At 62.6% G+C, this 18856-nt stretch carries 18 protein-coding genes; 15 read left to right on the forward strand and 3 right to left on the reverse strand.

Going from position 1 to position 18856, the window contains the following annotated elements; genetic code table 11:
- Positions 1 to 40: 40 nt before the first annotated feature.
- Positions 41 to 964 carry a LysR substrate-binding domain-containing protein gene (locus SGN16_RS15350; RefSeq protein ID WP_335945536.1) on the reverse strand — a complete coding sequence of 308 codons (924 nt, stop codon included), beginning with the start codon at positions 962 to 964 and terminating at the stop codon, positions 41 to 43.
- A 127-nt stretch (positions 965 to 1091) separates the two neighbouring features.
- Here SGN16_RS15350 and SGN16_RS15355 point away from each other — a divergent pair, with 127 nt between their 5' ends.
- Positions 1092 to 1298, forward strand: coding sequence for a 4-oxalocrotonate tautomerase family protein (locus tag SGN16_RS15355; RefSeq protein ID WP_135845331.1), 207 nt, complete (start codon positions 1092 to 1094; stop codon positions 1296 to 1298).
- Positions 1299 to 1607: 309 nt separating this feature from the next.
- Positions 1608 to 2342, forward strand: coding sequence for an SDR family NAD(P)-dependent oxidoreductase (locus SGN16_RS15360; protein WP_335945537.1), 735 nt, complete (start codon positions 1608 to 1610; stop codon positions 2340 to 2342).
- Between the two features lie 52 nt (positions 2343 to 2394).
- Here the strand turns inward: SGN16_RS15360 and SGN16_RS15365 are convergent, their stop codons facing one another.
- Both SGN16_RS15365 and SGN16_RS15370 read right to left on the reverse strand, forming a co-directional pair.
- Positions 2395 to 4536 carry a TonB-dependent siderophore receptor gene (locus SGN16_RS15365; protein ID WP_335945538.1) on the reverse strand — a complete coding sequence of 714 codons (2142 nt, stop codon included), beginning with the start codon at positions 4534 to 4536 and terminating at the stop codon, positions 2395 to 2397.
- A 248-nt stretch (positions 4537 to 4784) separates the two neighbouring features.
- Positions 4785 to 6173, reverse strand: a complete 1389-nt coding sequence (locus SGN16_RS15370) for a PLP-dependent aminotransferase family protein (RefSeq protein WP_335945539.1) — start codon at positions 6171 to 6173, stop codon at positions 4785 to 4787.
- Positions 6174 to 6315: 142 nt separating this feature from the next.
- Here SGN16_RS15370 and SGN16_RS15375 point away from each other — a divergent pair, with 142 nt between their 5' ends.
- The 13 genes from SGN16_RS15375 (at position 6316) to SGN16_RS15435 (ending at position 18825) form a co-directional block, all read left to right on the forward strand.
- Entirely contained in the window at positions 6316 to 7482 is a 1167-nt protein-coding gene (locus SGN16_RS15375) for an MFS transporter (protein WP_335945540.1), read from the forward strand.
- 109 nt (positions 7483 to 7591) lie between these two features.
- Complete coding sequence (locus tag SGN16_RS15380) at positions 7592 to 8263, forward strand: GntR family transcriptional regulator (RefSeq protein ID WP_210638885.1); 672 nt, start codon at positions 7592 to 7594, stop codon at positions 8261 to 8263.
- A 41-nt stretch (positions 8264 to 8304) separates the two neighbouring features.
- Positions 8305 to 9318: a hypothetical protein gene (locus SGN16_RS15385; protein WP_335945541.1), complete on the forward strand. Its 1014-nt coding sequence runs from the start codon at positions 8305 to 8307 to the stop codon at positions 9316 to 9318.
- A 124-nt stretch (positions 9319 to 9442) separates the two neighbouring features.
- Entirely contained in the window at positions 9443 to 10375 is a 933-nt protein-coding gene (locus tag SGN16_RS15390; protein WP_210638887.1) for a 4-hydroxyproline epimerase, read from the forward strand.
- Positions 10372 to 11487, forward strand: a complete 1116-nt coding sequence (locus tag SGN16_RS15395) for an FAD-dependent oxidoreductase (RefSeq protein ID WP_335945542.1) — start codon at positions 10372 to 10374, stop codon at positions 11485 to 11487. The genes SGN16_RS15390 and SGN16_RS15395 overlap by 4 nt, the downstream gene beginning before the upstream one ends.
- Positions 11480 to 11716 carry a (2Fe-2S)-binding protein gene (locus tag SGN16_RS15400; protein ID WP_335945543.1) on the forward strand — a complete coding sequence of 79 codons (237 nt, stop codon included), beginning with the start codon at positions 11480 to 11482 and terminating at the stop codon, positions 11714 to 11716. The genes SGN16_RS15395 and SGN16_RS15400 overlap by 8 nt, the downstream gene beginning before the upstream one ends.
- Positions 11713 to 12969, forward strand: a complete 1257-nt coding sequence (locus SGN16_RS15405) for an FAD/NAD(P)-binding oxidoreductase (RefSeq protein WP_335945544.1) — start codon at positions 11713 to 11715, stop codon at positions 12967 to 12969. The genes SGN16_RS15400 and SGN16_RS15405 overlap by 4 nt, the downstream gene beginning before the upstream one ends.
- Positions 12970 to 13198: 229 nt before the next feature.
- Complete coding sequence (locus SGN16_RS15410; RefSeq protein WP_210638891.1) at positions 13199 to 13948, forward strand: AraC family transcriptional regulator; 750 nt, start codon at positions 13199 to 13201, stop codon at positions 13946 to 13948.
- Between the two features lie 233 nt (positions 13949 to 14181).
- Positions 14182 to 15000 (forward strand): transporter substrate-binding domain-containing protein, encoded by an 819-nt coding sequence (locus tag SGN16_RS15415; RefSeq protein WP_335945545.1) that lies wholly within the window; start codon positions 14182 to 14184, stop codon positions 14998 to 15000.
- A gap of 10 nt (positions 15001 to 15010) precedes the next feature.
- On the forward strand, positions 15011 to 16789 hold the full coding sequence (locus tag SGN16_RS15420; protein ID WP_210638893.1) for an aconitase family protein: 1779 nt from the start codon (positions 15011 to 15013) through the stop codon (positions 16787 to 16789).
- Positions 16782 to 17447: an amino acid ABC transporter permease gene (locus tag SGN16_RS15425; RefSeq protein WP_003182423.1), complete on the forward strand. Its 666-nt coding sequence runs from the start codon at positions 16782 to 16784 to the stop codon at positions 17445 to 17447. Before SGN16_RS15420 ends, SGN16_RS15425 begins: the two co-directional genes overlap by 8 nt.
- Positions 17448 to 17459: 12 nt before the next feature.
- On the forward strand, positions 17460 to 18110 hold the full coding sequence (locus SGN16_RS15430) for an amino acid ABC transporter permease (RefSeq protein WP_210638894.1): 651 nt from the start codon (positions 17460 to 17462) through the stop codon (positions 18108 to 18110).
- Complete coding sequence (locus SGN16_RS15435) at positions 18103 to 18825, forward strand: amino acid ABC transporter ATP-binding protein (protein ID WP_210638895.1); 723 nt, start codon at positions 18103 to 18105, stop codon at positions 18823 to 18825. The genes SGN16_RS15430 and SGN16_RS15435 overlap by 8 nt, the downstream gene beginning before the upstream one ends.
- The last annotated feature ends 31 nt before the right edge of the window (positions 18826 to 18856 follow it).

Raw genomic sequence — 18856 nt, forward strand, 5'->3', positions numbered from 1 at the left:
GTTCCCTCGCCACAGGGAACACCTTGGCCCGAAGTTATTGTCAGGCTCCCGCCCACTGTTCGCGATGCTGCAAGAGAAAATCCACGAAGGCCCGCACCCGTTGCGGCATGTAGCGGCCGTGGGGGTAAAGCAAGGTGAAAGGACGTGAGCGGCCCGCGAAGGGCTGCAAGACCTCTACCAGGCGGCCGTCCGCCAGCTCCTGTTCGACGATGAATCTGTAGGTCTGGAACAACCCCGCGCCATGCTTGGCCAATGTCACCCCGCCCAGCACATCATCCGAACAGCAATAGCCACCCTGGCCGAATACCTCCCGCTCCTTGCCATCGACATCGAACAACCAGGAAATCCGTCGCCCGCTACTGGGCAATTCGAACTGGATGCACTCGTGAGCGTCCAGGTCCTCCAGAGTCTGTGGCGTGCCAGCCTTGCGCAGATAGTCCGGCGCCGCGACCACGACCAACTGCGCGTCTTCCAGCAGCCGGGCGATCATGGACGAGTCCGGCTGGGCGCGCACTCGGATCGCCAGGTCATAACCCTCAGCCACGAAGTCGATGTTTCGATTGCTCAAGTGCAGGTCCACGGTTACTTGCGGGTACAGCGCCCGAAAGGCCGGGAGCAAGGGCAGGATCCGGTGATGAGCGTAAGTAGTGGGCAGGCTGATGCGCAGTTGCCCGGACGGCACCGATTGCGCGCCCATCATTTCCTGTTGCGCCTCGACCAGTTGCGTCAACGCCTGGCGACATTGTTCGAAATAGGTTCTGCCGGCTTCGGTCAGGCGGATGCTGCGGGTGGTGCGCACGAAAAGTCGTGAACCCAGGCGCTCCTCCAGGCGAAAGATCGAACGGCTCACCGCCGCCGGGGTAACGCCCGCCGCCTGGGCCGCCGCGGTGAAACTGCCCGCCTCGGCCGCCAGACAAAACAGCTCTATGCTGCCCAACTGCAGGTCTTCGAAATGACGCTTCATGATTCGTTACACCAGGTATCAACTGAAGATTCCAAATGCCTGTTTATCAGCCCGTGACATATAAATACAGTGGCCCGCAGTAGCGCAGGAATCCTCCTGCGCCCTTTCTCACCAGCAGGAGTGCAACATGCCTTTCGTCAATGTGCGTATTACCCGCGATGGCGTCACCCGCGAGCAGAAAGCCCAGGTGATTGCAGAAATCACCGAAACCCTCCAGCGCGTGCTGGGCAAGGACCCGCACTTGACCCATATCGTGATCGAGGAGGTCGATACGGATAACTGGGGGTATGCGGGGATCACCACGACTGAGTATCGAAGTCTGCCCAAGGAATGACGTTCTAAACTTCCGAGCCCGGTCCGATTGATCGGGCTTTTTTATATCTGCCAACCCAATAACCCTGTGGGAGCGAGCTTGCTCGCGATAGCGGTATTCCAGTCAACATTTGAGTCGGCTGATATACCGCTATCGCGAGCAAGCTCGCTCCCACAATGGTCCAGTGGTGATCACACAATTGATTACATCAGGTATCAACTCAAGTACCAGAACCCCCATTTATCAACCCTCGGCACATCAATACCCTGATCTCAACCACCGCCCACCCAGGCGCAACGGTTTCAACTCAACGTGATCAGGAGTCCCATCATGAACCTCAACAAAACCGTCATCATCACCGGCGCCTCCAGCGGCATCGGCCTTGGCTTGGTCAAGGCGTTTCTCGTTCGTGGCTATAACGTGGTGGGCAACGCCCGTTCCCAGTCAGGCCTGGACGATGCCGCAGGGCTACTCGGGCACCCGGCCGGTTTCATTGGCGTGGCCGGCGATGTCGCTGACCCGGCCACTTCGACCACCCTCATCAACAAAGCCATCGAGGCGTTCGGGGCGGTGGACGGGCTGGTGAACAACGCCGGTTTCTTTCTGCCAAAACCCTTCATCGAATACAGCCCCCAGGACCTGGACGCGCTGCTGGACACCAACCTCAAGGGGCTGGTCTACGCCAGCCAGGCCGCTGCCGCGCACATGATCAGTCGCCAGCAAGGTTTCATCATCAACATCTCGGCGGCTGTGGCGCTGCAACCGAACATCCAGGTACCGGCAGCACTGCCGGTGTTGATCAAGGGCGGCGTCAACCAGATGACCCGCGCCTTGGCCCTGGAACTGTCGCCCTACAACATCAAGGTCAACGCCGTCGCTCCCGGGATCATCGACACGCCGATGCATGACCCGGCGCACCGCGAGTTCCTCGACAACCTGGCCCCGGCCGGTCGCGTGGGTACCATCGAGGAAATTGCCGAAGCCGTGCTGTACCTGGCGGGCGCTGATTTCACGACGGGCGCGATACTGCCGGTGGACGGCGGGATGAGCACAGGCAAGTGGTAAAAAAGAAAAACCCCGGAGGCAAAACCTTCGGGGTTTTCATCAAGCATTGGACTCAGAGCGTGTAGGAGATACCAGCCTGCACCGTCCGCGGTGCGCCTGGATAGGCATAGACACCCCCAAATGCGCCTTCCTCATAATCGGCGTCGAACAGGTTCTTCAGGTCCAGGTTGAGGCGAATCCGCTCGTTGACCTTGTAGTAGCCGAGCAGGTCGACGACGGTGTAGCTGTCCATGGTAAAGGCGTTGGCCGCCGTATTGCCGGCCCGCTCGCCGACGTACTTGCCGCCCAGCCCCAGGCCCAGGCCCTTGAGACCGCCGTCCTGGAACTCGTAGACGTTCAACAGGCTGAAGGTGTTCCGGGGCACGTTGAGCAGGCGGGTGCCGGTGGGGATATTGATGTCCTTGGTCACCTCGGCGTCCACATAGGCGTAGCCCCCGATCATGCGCCATTCTGGCGTGAGGTTGCCCGCCACGTTCAGGTCAAAACCACGGCTGCGCACCTCGCCAGCGGCGACGTTGAATGTGGAATCCAGTGGGTCAGGCGTGAGCACGTTGCGCTTTTCGATCTGGTAAATCGCCGCATCGACGCTCAACTGGCGATCCAGCGCTTCCCACTTGACGCCCATTTCGTAGGACTTGCCCTCTTCCGGCTTGAACCCGCCCCCTTCGCGGCTGGCCCCAGTGTTGGGTTTGAAAGAGCGGGCGGTGTTGGCGTAGACCGCCACCGTGTCGGTCAGGTCGTAGATCACACCCAGGCGCGGGGTAACGGCGCTGTCAGTGACATCCCAGTTCCTGCTGCCAGGCCGGGCTTGAGGGACGAAGGTCTCATACTCATGCTCAAAGCGCTCGAAACGCGCCCCAGCCAACAGTTTCAAGCGTTCGGTGAGCGCCACTTGGTCCTGGACGAACACGCCGAACGTCTTGAGGTTTTCCTGGTCGTCAGTGGGCGTGCGCGTCAGCGCCGGGCGCGGCTGGCCATACACCGGATCGAAGATATCGATCGGGTAGGCACCGGCACCGGCGGCGGAACGTTGGATGATGGACTGGTAGTCATAGTCCTCATATTCGATCCCGGTCAACAGCGTGTGCTCGAACCCGCCGGTGGAAAAATGCCCGGTGAGGTTCAACTGAGTGTCGCGGTCGCTCCATTCCAGCTTGCGGTAGTTGAAGTTGCGACCCAGGGTGCGCCCATCGGCGGCGATGCCGTTGCCTTCGACCGCGTTGCCCTGCAACGTGCCATCGAGCCACTGGGTGCCGCCGGCGAGGGTCCAGTCGTCGTTGAGCATGTGTTCGAAACGCACCTGCAGCATGTTGTTGTCGTTGTGCAGCTTGCCGGCGTCTTTTTCGCCGAAAAACGTATCGCGCGATGCGGTGCCGCGCTGGCCGGCATAGTGAGTCAAGCCACGGTCCAGCGGAGCATTGTTGCGCATGAAATCGCCTTCGAAGATCAAGCGCGTGGTGTCGTTGACCTGCCAGGAGACCACCGGCGCAATGCCATAACGCTCGGTCTCGACGTGGTCGCGAAAGGTGTCCCCGCCCTCGCCGATCACGTTCAGGCGATAGGCCAGGTTGCCTTGTTCATCCAACGGGCCGGAGGCATCCAACGTGCCACGGCGCATACCCTGATCGTTGAGCTGGCTACCCAAGGTCACCTTTCGCTCGGCCAAAGGTTGTTTGGACACCACGTTGAAGGTACCGCCCGGGTCGCCACGGCCATACAGCATGGTCGCCGGCCCTCGCAGCACCTCCAGGCGCTCGATGGTGTTGGCATCAGGCATGTTCGGGTAGCCCCGGTTGATCGGGAAGCCATTGCGATAGAACTCCCCCGTGGTGAAGCCGCGAACGGTGAACGTGGTCAGGCCCTGGCCGCCGAAGTTATTGCCCCGGCCAACCCCGCCGGCGTAGTCGAGGGCGTCTTGCAGGCGTGTGGCGCTGAGGTCTTCGACAACGTCGCGGGACACCACGGAGATCGATTGCGGGGTTTCATGGATTGCGGTGTCGGTACGGGTTGCGCTGGCGGAACGGGTGGCGTGGTACCCCTTCACCGGGCCCTGCGCATTCTCATAATCCGACTCGCCAACGATATCCGTGGCTTGCAGCTCCAGCGGTGCCCTGTCCGTAGAGATGGGCTCATCTGCCCAGGTGGAAACCGAATAAGCCTGGAGCACACACAGTGAAACAAGAATCCGACGCATCGATGCACAATCCTAATGAAAGAACACCGGCCATTTTCGAGGCCGACAAGAATGTGTCGCGAAAGATACATGAACTCATTCTTGTTTGATATAAATTCCCATTAGCATCATTTTTTGGCGTCTGTCAGTCCGCCATCGCGAGCAGGCTCGCTCCCACAGGGATTTGTGGCGGACGCGATTTCTGTAAATATCCATGAACCCATGTGGGAGCGAGCTTGCTCGCGATGGCGCCGGGACATTCACCCTGCTCACTGAAACGCTGCAGACTCCCTTTCAACCCGCTGAAAGAACCTCTGCGCCCGAATATCCTGGGTATAGGCCACGTTCAGCCGCAGCCAGTCGCAAGCCTCCCCCCCAGGCAGGAAAGTCGAGCCCTGGGACAGTTGGATGTGCAGTTCCCGCGCGATCTGCTCAACCCGTCGTGCATCGAGCCGCCGAGGCCTGGCCCAGATAAACAGGCCCCCAGTCGGCTCGGCAAAGACCTCCCAATGCACCGGGTCCAGTTGGCGCAGCGTACTCGCCATCTGCTTGTTCAGGCGTTGACGCAAGCGTTGGATCAACTTGCGATACGCGCCGTTGGCCAACAACGTCGCCACCACGTTTTCGGCCAGCAGCGAGCAACCGATGCCGGTCACCATCTTGACTTCGGCCAGGCGGTTGATGATTTCGGGCTGGGCGACCACATAACCGATGCGCAGCGAACTGGACAGCGTCTTGGAGAAACTCGCGAGGTAGATCACCCGATCCAGGGCATCGAGGGTCGCCAGGCGTGAGGTCGGGCCGTTCTGGAAATCGGCGTAGATGTCGTCCTCGATGAGGCGAAAGTCATGCAGCGTGGCCAGTTGCAGCAGACGATAGGCCACGCTCGGCGCCAGGCTGGTACCGGTGGGGTTCTGGTACATGCTGTTGATGAAGAAATACGTGGGTTTATGCTGGCTCAGGATTCGCTCCAGGCTGGCGATATCCGGCCCCTGGGCGGTCCTGGGTACCGCCAGGGTCTTGACCCCGTGGAGCTGCAGCAGGTTGAACAGATTGTAATAACCGGGGCTCTCCACCAGCACCAGGTCGCCGGGTTTGAGTAGCGTGCGCACCAGCAGGTCAAGGCCATGACTGGCGCCTTGGGTAGTGAGAATTTGCCCCAGATCGGCGTGGATATCGATCAGCCCCAAGCGTTTTTGGATGTGCAGGCGCAGCTGCGGCGAGCCCAGCGGGGTGCTGTAGTTGAACAGCGCCTGGCTGTCGCTGCGCACCACCTGCCGGATGGCTTGGCCCAGGTCGGTCTCGTCGCGCCAGGCGTCGGGCAGCCAGCCACAGCCCAGCTTGAGTTGTGTCGATTGATTGTCGAACAGCCGCCATGCCACGTTGTCCGGTTCAACGGCCGGCGCCGCGGGCTGGGACAACGGCTGCGCGACGAAGAAGCCCGACCCATGGCGCGACTCCAGCACCCCGACGGCCACCAGTTGGTCATAAGCCTTGATCACGCTCGACAGGCTCAGGTTGTTTTCCTGGGCCAATTGACGGATGGAAGGCATGCGCGCACCGGGACGAATGCCATGGGACTGTATCCACCCCATGACGTGAGTCACCAGTTGGCGGATCACCGGTTCAGCAGCGTTGCGATCAATGTTCAGGTCCACGCGCGCACTCTTGTCCAAGTGTTCTTGAATTTCGAGCGAACAGTTAAGCACAAAAGGCCGCTGGGTGTTCCTTGTTCGAGTGGCTCCCCACAAGTGATAGTCCCAACGACTGCACCCGAGCACACCCACCTAAGGAACACCTTTGAACACACAACATCGACACGCGTGGGGACTGGCGTTCGGTCTTTGCCTGATCACCCTGGCGGTCAACCTGCAAGCACCGCTGTACACCACCTACGCGCAGTTGTCCGGCTATGGTGCTGGCGCCACGGCGGTAGCATTTTCCGGTTACGTGCTGGGCGTGTTGCCGGTCCTGCTGGCCTTCGGCGGGCTGGCCGACCGAGTGGGACGCAGGCCGTTGATCCTGATCGCGCTGGGCCTGTCGATGCTGGCGACGGTGGTGACGTTGCTCTGGCCGAGCCTGCTGGCGCTGGGCGTGGCGCGGCTGATGATGGGCGTCGGCACGGGGCTGGCCTCGGCGACATCGACGGCCTACATGACCGAACTGATGGTCACCCGCGATACCCGCTCACCGGCCAACCGGGTCACCGCCAGCACCTCTCTGGGGTTTGGTCTGGGCGCGGCCTTGACCAGCCTGTTTCTGTTCGTCCATCACAGCGTCACGCCCGGCAGCTTCTGGCTGCAATTGCTGCTGGCTGCCGTCGCAATCGGCGTGGTCTGGCGCTTACCGGACCCTGCCGTGAAAATCAGTAACGCAGCACTGTTGCGCTTGCCACTGTTCCCCGCCGGCAGCCTGCCCTACAGTTTTTCGATGCTGCTGGCCTGGGCGACCTCGGGCCTGGTCATCGCCATCCTGCCTTCGGTGCTTGCCACCCACGACCTGCAACGCTGGTCGGGTCTGTCGACCTTCACTGTGATCAGTTGCGGGCTGCTCTTTCAACCTTGGGTGCGCCGCATGCAACCGGCCAGGGCCACTGGCTTGGGCCTGTTGATCCTGCCGTTGAGCTACGCGTTGCTGGCCTGGGGCGCGAGCGTCGGGTCCCTGGCCGCCGTACTGCTGGGCGCACTGGGAGCGAGCAGTGCCTGCTACGGTTTTCTGTACTTGGGTGGATTGTCAGCCGTCACGGCCATGGCCGGCGAGGAAAAGGCCCGGGTCAGCGCCGGATTTTTCCTGTTCGCTTATGTCGGGTTCAGCATCCCGGTGGTGGTGACGGGTTTACTGGCCGACTATCTCGGCGCGGATGTGGCGCTGGTATTGTTCGGTCTGGCGCTGGCTGCGGGTGCAGGTGTCACGGGATTGATCATCGTTCGGACGCAGGCATGTGTCACCCAACTGTCCCATGGCTGAACACAACCCTTTGGGCAGTGCGCGACCTGTGGTGAGGACCCGGACCGCTCGACTTGCACCCGGCAAAGTCGTATACCATATCCCCATCCAAGCCGAACGACCTGCCGCCGTGACCTTATCCAAGTTCAATCTACCCGACCTGGGCAACACCCCTTCCACCTCGGAAATCATCACCCGCCACCTGCGCGATGCCATCGTCGCCGGGCATTTTGCCGAGGACGAGCCGATTCGCCAGGACGACATCGCCCGCCAGTTCAACGTCAGCAAGATCCCCGTACGCGAAGCCCTCAAGCGTCTGGAGGCCGAGGGCCTGGTGATGTTCCAGCGCAATCGCGGGGCGATGGTCACGCGTATTTCCGAGGCAGAGTTGGCGCAGATGTTCGAAGTCCGCATGCTGCTGGAGGACAAGGTGCTGCGCCTGGCGATTCCCAACATGACCGAAGAGACCTTCGCTCGCGCCGAGCGCATCTGCCAGGAATTCATCGGTGAGGACGACGTCGGACGCTGGGCCGAACTGAACTGGCAATTGCATGCCTGCCTCTACGAGCCGGCGCAACGGCCCTTCCTGGTGAGTTTGATCCGTTCGGTCCATGACAAGCTGGAGCGCTACTTGCGCATGCAAATGAGCCTTTCAGCTGGCAAGGAGCGCGCCGACCACGAGCACCGGGAAATCCTCGACGCCTGCCGTGCCGGTGATGTCGAACGGGCGGTGAAGCTGTTGGACGAACACATCGCCGGGGTCTGCAAGACGCTGTTCGAGTTCCTGCCTTCCAGCCATTGAGCCTGCCCGTCGTACCGAGTCGATGAGCGACTCGGTACTTCTTGAAGACCTATACATATATACCGCGGCGGCTGTCCGACGCCGCCCTAGAATCAGGTGCCTTCGTTATTCAAGACAGACACCTGCTTTCAACCATGACACATCCATTCGACACCTTCATCGACAGCCTTTCTGTTACAGCCTCCATAAAGAATCAAAACTGGGCGGGCACGGACGACAGCATCTATATATCGATGGGCCCCTTGGGTCAGATGCAGTTGTTCTGTGAAGCGCCCAGGGTGGGGCAAGTCATCCACGTGGATATCGACATTGCCCGGATGTTCGGCCGACCGCGTATTTCGCTGATGGAAATTGACGGCCTGGTCCTCTACCAGGTGCCCGTCGCACACCCGATCGCTTCTGATGACTGGGCGCTGGAATCGGTGCTGATCAAAGCCAATGACATCTACACCAATACCTCATTCAAACAGATCAACAAATGGCTCAGAAACTCATCCGCGCACTTGCGATTCGTATGGTCGGGTCACATTCATTTCGCCGACTGGAAAAATTCCGATCACAGATCCATCGATCTCAACGCCCAGACCTATCCGATCAGGTGGATGCCCTTTATCGGTGACCTGGTGCATTGGCGTTGTTATGACCCGTCGAAAATAGACGGCGTAGGCCAGTTGATCGGGATGTGGGACGGCAAATTGATCGGCAATCAACTGAAGACACACACCAGTGAGCTGTTGTCCCCCAACGACCAGTCCAATAGCTACACATGGGTCTATACACCGGAACACGCCATTATTTATAAGCGCTGGGAACATAGCGACCGGGGCAATTATGTAAGGCATAGCCAGCTCGGCAGTGGCAGGCCCGTCATGTGTGCTGGGGAGTTCAGGGTCACCGAACGTCGTATGGACCATGTGATTGCCATGGTCAACGATGCTTCCGGACATTACAGGCCCGACGGCGGCGCCTGCCTGCGGTATGTGGCCGAGAAGCTCGAGGCCTTGGGGATCAATACCGAGCATATCGAATGGCGATGGCAAGACAGGAACGCCTGACCAGGCTCATCTGGCTGGGCCGCACTGTGCCGATTTCGTCACCGGCACCAGATAAATCCATCAAGCCGTCGCCCCCCGGCGCGGGCCACCCTTGCCGTCAATCATCTGAACGGACGTGGCCCCCATGAAACGCATCACCGTGATCGATTCCCACACCGGCGGCGAGCCGACCCGATTGGTCACCGACGGCTTTCCCGACCTGGGTCGAGGCAGCATGGCCGAGCGCCGGCAGCGCCTGGCCGAGCAACACGATGCCTGGCGCACGGCCTGCGTGCTGGAACCCCGCGGCAGCGATGTGCTGGTGGGCGCGCTGCTCTGTGAACCGGTGGACCCGAGTGCCTGTGCCGGGGTGATCTTCTTCAATAACAGCGGCTACCTAGGCATGTGCGGCCACGGCACCATCGGCCTGGTGGCGTCGCTGGCTCATCTGGGACGGATCGGTCCCGGCGTACACAGCATCGAAACCCCGGTGGGCACGGTACAAGCCACCTTGCACGACGACCATTCGGTCAGCGTGCGCAACGTGCCGGCCTACCGGTACCGCAAGGCACTGGAACTGGAGGTGCCGGGCATCGGCAAGGTGGTGGGTGATGTGGCCTGGGGGGGCAACTGGTTTTTCCTGATCGCCGACCACGGCCAGCGCGTGGCCGGCGATAACCTCGACGCGTTGACCGCCTATACCTACGCTGTGCAGCAAGCCTTGGAGCAGCAGGGTTTTCGCGGCGAGGACGGCGGCCTGATCGACCACATCGAACTGTTCGCCGACGACCCGCACGCTGACAGCCGCAACTTCGTGCTCTGCCCCGGCAAGGCCTATGACCGCTCCCCTTGCGGCACCGGTACCAGCGCCAAACTGGCCTGCCTGGCCGCCGATGGAAAGTTGCAACCCGGGCAGATCTGGCGCCAGGCCAGCGTGATTGGCAGTGAATTCGAAGGCTCTTATGAACGCTCGGGCGAGCGCATCGTGCCGACCATCCGTGGTCGAGCCTACATCAGCGCCGAAACCACGCTGATCATCGACGCAGATGATCCGTTTGCCTGGGGTATCCGTTCGTGAGCGAGGGCCAGGTCGCCGACGTGATCATCATCGGCGCCGGCATCATCGGCGCTGCCTGCGCCCGGACATTGGCCCAACGCGGCTTGCAAGTGCTGGTGCTGGACGCCGGTTGGCATGGCGCGACGGCAGCTGGCATGGGCCATCTGCTGGTGCTGGATGACAACCCGGCGGAACTGGCCCTCAGTCAATACTCCCTGCAACGCTGGCGCGAACTGGCCCCGGCCCTGCCCGAGGCCTGCGCCTGGCGCAACAACGGCACCCTGTGGCTGGCGGCCAATGCCGAAGAAATGGCGGTGGCCCATAGTAAATATCTGAATCTGCTGGCCCATGGCGAAGCCTGCGAACTGATCGGTCGCGCCGCCCTGCACCAGCGTGAACCTCAATTGCGCGAAGGTTTGGAAGGCGGGTTGCTGATCAAGGGTGACGGCATCCTCTACGCCCCGGCTGCCGCGCGCTGGATGCTCGACGCGCCCAACATTCGCCAGCAGCGCGCCCGGGTCAGCGAAGTCGACGGCCACCGCGTGCGCCTTGACGACGGCCGCTGGTTGAGCGCCGACGCGGTAGTCCTGGCCAATGGCATCCAGGCCACCGAGCTGTGCCCGGAGCTGCCCATCGAAGCGAAAAAAGGTCACCTGCTGATCACTGATCGCTACCCCGCCGCCATCACCCATACGTTGGTGGAACTGGGCTATGTCACCAGCGCCCACAACGCCAGCGGGCCATCGGTGGCGTGCAATATCCAGCCGCGCCCGACCGGGCAATTGTTCATCGGTGCCTCGCGGCAGTTCGGCACCGTCGACCCACAGGTGGAAGGCTGGATGCTGGCGAGGATGCTCAAGCGCGCCGTCGAATACATGCCGGGGCTGGCGCAGCTCAACGGCATTCGTGCCTGGACCGGTTTTCGTGCGGCCAGCCCCGACGGCCTGCCGTTGGTGGGCCAACATCCGCAGCGCCAGGGCCTGTGGCTGGCGGTGGGTCACGAAGGCCTGGGCGTCACCACGGCCCCCGCGACCGCCGACCTGCTGGCCGCGCAGCTGTTCAACGAAACCTCGCCACTTGCCCCTCAAGCTTATCTGCCGCAGCGTTTCCTGGGAGAACCGGCCCATGCCTGAATTATTCCTCGACGGTCACCCACTCTCGGTCGCCAGCGGCACCAGTGTCGCGGCGGCATTGGCCTTGGGCTCCGACGGCAGCAGCCGCACGTCGGTCAGCGGCCAGCGCCGTGCGCCTTTGTGCGGCATGGGCATCTGCCAGGAATGCCGGGTGACGATCGACGGCCATCGGCGTCTGGCCTGCCAGACCTTGTGCCGCGATGGTATGCGGGTGCAGACCCGACCATGAATGAAACCACCGACCTGCTGATCATCGGCGCCGGCCCTGCCGGCATGGCGGCCGCCCTGGCTGCAGCAAGCAGCGGCGCGCGCATTGTACTGCTGGACGACAATCCGCTACCGGGCGGGCAGATCTGGCGCGACGGTCCTCAGGCCAACCTGCCGACCCAGGCACGCCGCCTGCGGGACCGGTTGCATGCCTGCACTAACGTCCGCTGCCACGCTGGCGCGCGGGTAATCGCCTGCGCAGGAGACAAAACCCTGTTGGTGGAGGATGCCGAGCGCGGCTGGCGGATCACTTACGAGCGCTTGATCCTCTGCACCGGCGCCCGGGAATTGCTGCTGCCCTTCCCCGGCTGGACGTTGCCCGGCGTGACCGGAGCCGGCGGCTTGCAGGCGCTGATCAAGGGCGGCCTGCCGGTGCGCGGCGAACGGCTGGTGATCGCCGGCAGCGGCCCCTTGCTACTGGCCAGCGCCGCCACGGCGAAACATCAAGGTGCGCAGGTGCTGCGCATCGCCGAGCAAGCCAGTCGCACCGCCGTCGCCGGTTTCGCCGCGCAATTGCCACGCTGGCCGGGCAAGCTCTTCCAATCGTTCAGTTTGTTCGACCACCACTACCGTACCGGCACTTATGTGCTGGAGGCCTTGGGGCAGGAACGGCTCGAGGGCGTGCGCTTGCTGCAACAAGGCAAGACGATTGAACTGGCCTGCGACCGGCTGGCCTGTGGCTTCGGGCTCATTCCCAACACCCAACTCGGTCAGGCCCTGGGCTGCGCGTTGGAAGGCCAGGCGCTGGCCGTTGATGCCTGGCAAACCACCACCCGCGTCGGACATTACGCCGCTGGGGAATGCACCGGTTTTGGCGGCAGCGAACTGGCGCTGGTGGAAGGCGCCATCGCCGGCCATGCCGCCGTCGGCGATACTGCGGCAGCCCAGCGCCTGTGGCCCCGGCGCACACACTGGCAGGGTTTCGCCCAGGCATTGAACAAGGCCTTCACCCTCGATCCACGGCTCAAGACCCTGGCCCGCGCCGACACCCTGGTCTGTCGTTGCGAAGACGTGCCGTATGGCGAACTGATCGGCCATGAAAACTGGCGCGAAGCGAAACTGGCGAGCCGTTGCGGCATGGGCGCGTGCCAAGGCCGGGTGTGCGGCGCCGCGCTGGAACACCTGCTCGGCTGGACACCACCCGCCCCACGCCCGCCGTTCAGCCCGGCGCGGATCGATACCTTGCTGCACCTGCAAGAACCCCCGACCACTTGAGCCATATACAAGCCCTTGGGGGAGCGAGCTTGCTCGCGATAGCGGTGGATCAGCTTGCAGTGATTTTGGATGTGCCGTCGTCATCGCGAGCAAGCTCGCTCCCACACTGGTCAGTGGCGCTCACCAGATATCATGTCCACCACAACTCCTGCTCGCGATGACGGCGTGACAGCCAGCGCATTTTCGATTGACACTCCGCCATCGCTTCCACAAAAAGACGACGTCGGCCATGTACCCTTCGCTCACCTCTTTCGCCCCCTGCGACCTCGACACCCTGCTGCGCAGCTTGCAACCCATCGCGCCGCTGCTGGACACCCTTTCGGATGTGGTGTTTTTCATCAAGGACAAGCAAGCCCGCTACGCCTTCGTCAACCAGACCCTGGCCCGCCGCTGCGGCTTCAAACACAGCGCCGACCTGCTCGGCCTCACCGCCGAACAGGTGTTCCCCGAACGCTTCGGCCCGTTGTACACCGAGCAGGATCGCCGGGTGCTGGCCAGCGGCCGGGAGTTGGCCGACCAGCTCGAACTGCATTTGTATTACGGCAACCAACCCGTGTGGTGCCTGACCCACAAGCTCGCCCTGCATGACCCCACCGGCCAGATCGTCGGCCTCGCCGGTATCTCCCGCGACCTGCAACTGCCCCAATCGAGCCATCCGGCCTTCCAGAAACTGGCGGCGGTGGATGCCCATATCAAAAGCCACTTCGCCCGCCCCATCAGCCTGGCTGAACTGACCGCCATCGCCGGGTTATCAGTGGCGCAGTTGGAGCGGCACTGCAAACGCATTTTCCAGCTCACGCCCCGGCAGATGATTCACAAGGCGCGGCTGGAAGAAGCCTCGCGGTTGCTACTGGATCAAGACCTGCCAATCACCGAAATCGCCTTGCGCTGCGGTTACACCGACCACAGTGCTTTCAGCCGCCAGTTCCGGGCCCTGACCAGCCTGTCCCCCAGCCAGTATCGCGAGAATCAGCGCTGAGGCCTGTTCCCTAACGGGGCATGGCGCCTCGTGGCTGCTCCCATCTGTAACACCCTGGGCCAGCGTTGCCCGCTGCCCTGAGCTTCACCACCGCCCATGAAAGCCTCTATATCAGTCCTCCGGCGGCATTCCCGCGAATGAGCAGCAAACCGGCACGCCGCTTGCTTATCTAATATCGTATACGAAATCCTCAATACGATATCTCACCGCATTTATTCGACAGCGAGGCATTTATGAAAAACCCTGCATTGGCCGTAGCCCTCAGCGTTGTCCTCACCCCGCTTTTCATTGCCCCCGCCCACGCTGACAAGCTCGACGACATCATTGGCTCGGGCACGCTGCGTTGCGCCGTAACCCTGGACTTCCCACCCATGGGCTTTCGCGATGAAAACAACAAGCCGGCGGGATTCGATGTGGACTATTGCCACGATCTGGCGAAGGTCCTCGGTGTGGACGCCGAAGTGGTGGAAACCCCTTTCTCCGACCGAATCCCCGCGCTGCTGTCCGGTCGCGCCGATGTCATCGTCGCATCCACGTCTGACACCTTGGAGCGAGCCAAGACCGTCGGCCTGACGGTGCCCTACTTCGCCTTCCAAATGGTCGTGCTGACCCGCGACGACACCGGCATCAACAGCTACGCCGACCTCAAGGGCAAGAAACTCGGCAACACCAGCAGCACCTACGAAGCCATCGCCCTGGAAAAAGACCAGAAGAGCTGGGGCAGCGGCAGTTTCCGCGCCTACCAGTCGCAGAACGACACCCTGCTGGCCGTCGCCCAAGGCCACATTGACGCGACCGTGGTCACCAACACCGTGGCGGCGGCGACCATCAAATCGGGCAAATACAAAGGCCTGAAGATCGCCGGCGACGCGCCTTATGTCATCGACTACGTATCCCTGGGCGCCAAGCGCAGCGAATACGGCCTGCTCAACTACCTCAACCTGTTCGTCAACCAGCAGGTGCGCACGGGCCGCTACAAAGAGTTGTTCGTCAAATGGGTCGGCACCGACATCCCGCCAGCCAACCTGACCGTGCCGCAGGTTTACTACTGAGGATCGGCGCATGCCAAGCACGCCTATCCGTGTGAAGGGTCGCAGTCTGGTGGAGGGTGCCGCCCAGGGCGCCCTGCTGTTCGCCGATGTCGGCTTGAGCTTCTGGGGCGGGGTCGATCCGGCCAGTGGCGAAGTCATCGACCGGCATCACTCGCTGAGCGGTGAGCGCTTGGCCGGGCGTGTGCTGGCGATTCCCAGCGGGCGTGGCTCCTGCACCGGCAGTAGCGTGTTGATGGAACTGATCAGCAACGGCCACGCCCCCGCCGCTCTGATACTGGCCGAAGCCGATGAGATCCTGACCCTGGGCGTGCTGGTGGCGCAAGTGATTTTCCAGCGTTCCTTGCCGGTCTTGTGTGTAGGCCTAGAGGCCTTCAACAGTCTGCGCGGCCAGGGTTTCGTCCGCGTCGAAGGCGATTGCCTGACCCTGACTGGCCGCCGTCCCAACGATGGCTGGCATGAGTCGAATGTTGCCTTGCAGCCACCGACGCCTTCAACCCTGCGCCTCACCGAACAGGACCGGGCGTTGCTCGACGGCGCCCACGGCAAGGCGGCCCAAGTGGCGATGCAAATCGTGCTACGCATGGCCGAGATCCAGGGGGCCACGCAACTGCTGGACGTGACCCAGGCCCACATCGACGGCTGCATCTACACCGGCCCGGCCAGCCTGCGCTTTGCCGAACAACTGGTGCAGTGGGGCGCGAAGGTCCGGGTGCCCACCACCCTCAATTCCATCTCCGTGGACCAGCGTCGCTGGCGTGAACTGGGCGTCGATCCGGCCCTGGGCGAGCCGGCCAGTGCCTTGGGCGATGCCTATATGGCGATGGGCGCGCAGCTGAGTTTCACCTGCGCGCCCTACCTGCTGGAGACCGCGCCCAAGGCCGGCGAGCAAATCGTCTGGGCCGAATCCAACGCGGTGGTCTACGCCAACAGCGTGCTGGGTGCGCGTACGCAGAAGTACCCGGACTTCCTCGACATCTGCATTGCCCTGTGCGGGCGGGCACCGTTGACAGGTTGTCATCTCGACGCCCCGCGCAAGGCCGGGCTGATCATCGATGTGCCAGCGCTGGGCAACACGGACGACAGCTTCTATCCGCTGCTGGGCTATCACATCGGCGCTTTGGCGGGCCGTCGTATCCCGCTGATACGCGGCCTGGAACACGCCGCGCCAACCCTGGACGACCTCAAGGCCTTCGGCGCCGCATTCGCCACCACCAGCGCCGCGCCGTTGTTCCACATCGCCGGGGTGACGCCGGAAGCCCTCGACCCGACGGCGGTCCTGGGGAGCGACGTCACGTTGCCGCAGGAAAGCGTCGATACCGCCGGCCTGCTTGCCAGTTGGCGCGAGCTCAACAGCGCCCGGGACAACTGGGTGGACGTGGTGTCCCTGGGTAACCCACATTTCTCCCTCAGCGAATTCGCCGCCCTCGCGACCTTGTGCGCGGGGCGGGTCAAGCATCCGTATGTGGTGCTGGCGATTACCTGCGGTCGAGCGGTGCTGGAGCAGGCACGCAAGGCCGGCTACCTGGCGGCCATCGAGGCCTTCGGTGCGGTGCTGGTAACCGACACCTGCTGGTGCATGTTGGGCGAACCGGTGATCCCGCCCCACGCCACCACGCTGATGACCAACTCCGGCAAATACGCCCATTACGCACCCGGCCTGGTTGGTCGTGGGGTGCACTTTGCCGCCCTTGCCGAATGCGTCGACGCCGCGTGCACCGCCGCGACCAGCGGCCAGCCGCCGACGTGGCTGCGACCCACCGCCCGTACGGGGGGCACTACCCATGTTTGACTACAGCTTCCAATGGCGCCCGGCCCTGCGCGCCCTACCCGATATGCTGGCCGGGGCCTGGGTAACTTTTGAAACCGCCGCGCTGTCGATGATTTTCGGCGTATTGATCGCCCTGGTACTGACAGTGATGCGCCAAGCCCGGCATCCCTTGCTGCGGGGCGTGGGCAACGGCTGGGTGTCCATCGCCCGCAACACCCCCTCGCTGTTCCAGATCTACATCCTCTACTTCGGCCTCGGCTCCCTCGGGCTGCACGTCAGTTCCTGGCTGGCCTTGCTGGCCGGGATCACCTTCAACAATGCCGGTTACCTGGCAGAAAACTTTCGTGGCGGCCTCAAGGCCGTGCCGAGTACGCAAATGCGTGCCGCTCGTTCCCTGGGCATGAGCGCTTTCCAGGCCTACCGGATGATCATCGTTCCGCAACTGTTGCGCATCGTCTTCTACCCGCTGACCAACCAGATGGTCTGGGCGGTGTTGATGACGTCGTTGGGCGTGGTCGTCGGCCTGAACAACGACCTCACTGGCGTTACCCAGGAATACAACGTCAAGACGTTCCGCACCTTCGAGTACTTCGCCCTCGCGGCGGTGCTGTATTACCTGATCGCCAAGCTGATCGTCGGGCTGGCCCGGCTGTTGTCCTGGCGCTTGTTTCGTTATTGAGGAGGGCTGGTCATGTTCTCTACAAGCCTCACCGTTAACGACCTGCTGTTCTTGCTCAATGGGGCCTGGGTCACGCTGCAACTGACCGTCTGGTCGATCCTGCTGGGTACCCTGGCCGGCTTGCTGTTCGGCCTGTTGCGAGCACTGTTGCCCCGGGCCAGCCTGCCGCTGGCCTGGGTGCTGGACGTGTTTCGCAGCGTGCCGCTGCTGATCCAGTTCGTGCTGTTCAACTCCCTCAAGAGCATCGTCGGCCTGAACCTCAGTGCCTTCGCGGTCGGTTGCATCGTGCTCGGGGTCTACGCCGCCGCGTACTTCACCGAAATCGTCCGTGGTGGCGTGCTGGCGGTCCCACTGAGCACCCGCCGGGCCAGCCGCTCCCTGGGCCTGAGTTACTTGCAGGACTTGCGTTTCATCGTCCTGCCGATTGCCACGCGGGTGGCCTTTCCCGGCTGGCTGAACCTGGTGCTCGGCGTGATGAAAGACACCGCGCTGGTGATGTGGATCGGCATCGTCGAATTGCTCCGTGCTTCGCAAACCATTGTCACGCGCATTCAGGAACCCCTGTTGGTGCTGTGCATCGCGGGCCTCATTTACTACGTCATGAGCCTGGTGGTCGCCCGCCTCGGCGCACGTCTGGAAAGAAGGTGGCAGGAAAATGATTGAGATCGAAAACGTGCACAAATCCTTCGGTGACCTGGAAGTGGTCAAGGGCGTTAGCCTGACCGTGGACAAGGGTGAAGTGGTGTCGATCATCGGCGGTTCCGGCTCCGGAAAATCGACCCTGCTGATGTGCATCAACGGCCTGGAGCCGATCCAGAAAGGCAGCATTCGCGTGGACGGTGTCGAGGTTCATGATCGCGCCACCGACCTCAATCGCTTGCGGCAGAAGATCGGCATCGTGTTCCAGCAATGGAACGCCTTCCCGCACCTGACCGTGCTGGAAAACGTGATGCTGGCGCCGCGCAAGGTGCTGGGCAAAAGCCAGCAGGACGCCGAGGCGCTGGCGGTGCAACAGCTCCAGCATGTCGGCCTGGGGGACAAGCTCAAGGCCTTTCCCGGCAAGCTTTCCGGCGGCCAGCAACAACGCATGGCCATCGCCCGTGCCCTGGCGATGTCGCCGGACTACATGCTGTTCGACGAAGCCACCTCGGCCCTGGACCCGCAACTGGTGGGCGAAGTGCTGGACACCATGCGCATGCTCGCCGAAGACGGCATGACCATGGTGCTGGTGACCCACGAGATCCGCTTCGCCCGGGACGTGTCCGACCGTGTGGCGTTCTTTTGCAATGGCCGGGTCCATGAGATCGGGGCGCCGGACCAGGTGATTGGCAATCCCGTGCAGCCGGAGACGGCGGCTTTCCTCAAGTCGGTGAAATAGCGGATGGCCCATCGCGAGCAGGCTCGCTCCC

This window comes from Pseudomonas sp. G166, from assembly GCF_037027455.2.
In the GTDB taxonomy this organism is placed as follows: Bacteria; Pseudomonadota; Gammaproteobacteria; order Pseudomonadales; family Pseudomonadaceae; genus Aquipseudomonas.

Excerpts from the sequence above, each read along its gene's own strand:
- SGN16_RS15365 (WP_335945538.1), bottom strand. The coding sequence starts at position 4,536 with ATGCGTCGGATTCTTGTTTCACTGTGTGTGCTCCAGGCTTATTCGGTT.
- SGN16_RS15425 (WP_003182423.1), top strand. The coding sequence starts at position 16,782 with ATGTTTGACTACAGCTTCCAATGGCGCCCGGCCCTGCGCGCCCTACCC.
- SGN16_RS15390 (WP_210638887.1), top strand. The coding sequence starts at position 9,443 with ATGAAACGCATCACCGTGATCGATTCCCACACCGGCGGCGAGCCGACC.
- SGN16_RS15435 (WP_210638895.1), top strand. The coding sequence starts at position 18,103 with ATGATTGAGATCGAAAACGTGCACAAATCCTTCGGTGACCTGGAAGTG.
- SGN16_RS15350 (WP_335945536.1), bottom strand. The coding sequence starts at position 964 with ATGAAGCGTCATTTCGAAGACCTGCAGTTGGGCAGCATAGAGCTGTTT.
- SGN16_RS15410 (WP_210638891.1), top strand. The coding sequence starts at position 13,199 with ATGTACCCTTCGCTCACCTCTTTCGCCCCCTGCGACCTCGACACCCTG.
- SGN16_RS15355 (WP_135845331.1), top strand. The coding sequence starts at position 1,092 with ATGCCTTTCGTCAATGTGCGTATTACCCGCGATGGCGTCACCCGCGAG.
- SGN16_RS15415 (WP_335945545.1), top strand. The coding sequence starts at position 14,182 with ATGAAAAACCCTGCATTGGCCGTAGCCCTCAGCGTTGTCCTCACCCCG.
- SGN16_RS15360 (WP_335945537.1), top strand. The coding sequence starts at position 1,608 with ATGAACCTCAACAAAACCGTCATCATCACCGGCGCCTCCAGCGGCATC.
- SGN16_RS15420 (WP_210638893.1), top strand. The coding sequence starts at position 15,011 with ATGCCAAGCACGCCTATCCGTGTGAAGGGTCGCAGTCTGGTGGAGGGT.
- SGN16_RS15430 (WP_210638894.1), top strand. The coding sequence starts at position 17,460 with ATGTTCTCTACAAGCCTCACCGTTAACGACCTGCTGTTCTTGCTCAAT.
- SGN16_RS15400 (WP_335945543.1), top strand. The coding sequence starts at position 11,480 with ATGCCTGAATTATTCCTCGACGGTCACCCACTCTCGGTCGCCAGCGGC.
- SGN16_RS15405 (WP_335945544.1), top strand. The coding sequence starts at position 11,713 with ATGAATGAAACCACCGACCTGCTGATCATCGGCGCCGGCCCTGCCGGC.